The sequence below is a fragment of the Arsenophonus nasoniae DSM 15247 genome, from assembly GCF_000429565.1.
Classification (GTDB): domain Bacteria; phylum Pseudomonadota; class Gammaproteobacteria; order Enterobacterales; family Enterobacteriaceae; genus Arsenophonus; species Arsenophonus nasoniae.
Genome location: NZ_AUCC01000191.1, coordinates 1 through 2,050, shown reverse-complemented (window position 1 = coordinate 2,050; position 2,050 = coordinate 1). Strand labels below are relative to the sequence as shown.

The window sequence follows — 2,050 nt, the reverse complement described above, 5'->3', positions numbered from 1 at the left end:
TTGGCGTTGAATATTCGTCCGAGTGAATTTAATGGCTTACCTGAGAATACGCTTAAACATCTGCATTCGGCTTATTTGTTGTTAAAAGCAATGCGAAATATTGGCGTGAGTCCAATACCAAAACTGAAAAAGAAAGTGGAAAAGCCGATTTTTATTCCGGCATTTTGCAATGTAGAAGAGATGATCAAGCAATCGCCTGTTCGTGAAAAGATAACTTTTATTTTGGCATCAAAATTGGGCTTACGGATAAGTGAAATCTTGGCATTGGACTATAGCGATATTCGTGAACAGAGAATTCACATCTCAAAGCACTTAACACGATATGGCGTTGTAAATTTGGGGATGAAAGCGGATTTGCAAAGGATTTTACCGCTGCCAAAAGATTTAATGCAATTTTTGGATAAAGAAAAGAGAGGAAAGCCTATTCCATTGTTGATGTCAGAACGTCAATCTCGTTTGTCATTAACGTACGGAAGAAGTGGGATTATCAAAAAACGGTTATTGGAATATGAGATTGGTACATTTCATAACTTACGGCATTTTGCTGCGATTTCATTAATCCAAAGAGGCTACGGAATAAATGTCGTATCGAAAATGTTGGGTCATCGAAGTATCAAAATCACGCATGATACTTATGGACGTTTTTGTCGGTCAGTTTTGGACATAGAAATTTAACATTTGCGTTTATTTTTTAATCACAATCCAAAACAGGTGGAAAGCGATCAAACTCAATAATCATGAAGTATTCAGTCGTATAAATCACAGAATAGCCAAAAACGCATAATTCCGAAGTCATACTTCCGAATTTTTGAAAATCAAAAAAACTAATAATTACAAATTATTAAGAGGGATTTCTTACGCATAGTTCCGAAGAATAAGTCCGAACTCAAAACGGCTAATTTCACGAATGTTGCACAAATGTTAATAAGAGGTTGTCATGTCAGGGAAAGCGAAATATCAAAAAGCGTATATTGATGACGTGATCAACCTGTCTTTGGTGAAAGGCAAAGTGTCAAATAACTTCATTGCAAAGTGGCTGCACGTTAACGAAAAAACAATCCGAAACTGGCGAAAGGATTATTACGAGTTTGATCATGCCTTTCATCATGCCGCGGACATTTTGAAAAAAGAGATCGCGGAAACGGCAAGGCAAAATACCAAAATGCGCACACGCAAAATCATTAAGAAAACCCCTGACGGCGAAACGACAACGATAGAAGAAGTATTACCCAGTCACAATGATATTGCCGTTTACAAAAAAATGGGGATTAACGAAGTCTTCTTTGACGAAGAAAAGCAGCAACGAAAAGAATATTTAAGATCGATACTTGAGCGCAAAAAAGCGGGTGAAATGACTTCACTGGAAGCAGCGCAATTTTTGGAGATTGAAGGTATTCCCGTTCCCAACACGCTATTGCTCGAAATTAAGCAATCATCAGATTTCAATGAATCGGAAGATATTTTCCCATCTATTATCCATGTTAACGCAGGAAGTTTTAACAATGACGAAAGAAATGGCAATTGATATTCCGCCTAAGTTAACCACAGTGTTTAACGGAAGTGCCCGTTATCGCTGTGCTTACGGTGGGCGAGGAAGTGGCAAAACACGTACCTTTGCGTTGATGTTGGCGGTTAAGGCTTTCAATGCCGCAAGGGTGGGTAAAAAAGGCGTGATACTTTGCGCCCGTGAATTCATGAACTCCCTTGAAGACTCCAGTATGCAGGAAGTAAAACAGGCAATACAAAGCGTCAGTTGGCTTAATGCCTTTTTTGATATTGGTGAAAGGTATATACGAACGAAAGACAAACGGGTTTCTTTTGTTTTCTGTGGATTAAGGCATAACTTGGATAGCCTTAAATCAAAATCATCGATTCTTTTTTGCTGGATAGATGAGGCTGAAAACGTACCGGAGTACGCATGGCAAAAATTAATCCCCACGGTACGAGAAGATGCTTCTGAAATTTGGGTGACGTGGAATCCTGAGCGAAAAGGGAGCGCAACCGATGTTCGCTTCAGACAGAAAAAACCAAGTAACTGTATTTCGGTTGA

Annotated in this window: 3 protein-coding genes; all 3 read left to right on the top strand. The window is 38.9% G+C overall.

The features are described from left to right. On the top strand, window positions 1-675 hold a 675-nt coding region (locus G468_RS0117290), incomplete at its 5' end, for a tyrosine-type recombinase/integrase (RefSeq protein ID WP_026824068.1). 262 nt (window positions 676-937) lie between these two features. After that, window positions 938-1,525 (top strand): hypothetical protein, encoded by a 588-nt coding sequence (locus G468_RS0117285; RefSeq protein ID WP_026824067.1) that lies wholly within the window; start codon window positions 938-940, stop codon window positions 1,523-1,525. Next, a partial coding sequence (locus tag G468_RS0117280) for a phage terminase large subunit (RefSeq protein WP_026824066.1) occupies window positions 1,503-2,050 on the top strand: 548 nt, incomplete at its 3' end. The genes G468_RS0117285 and G468_RS0117280, both read left to right, overlap by 23 nt.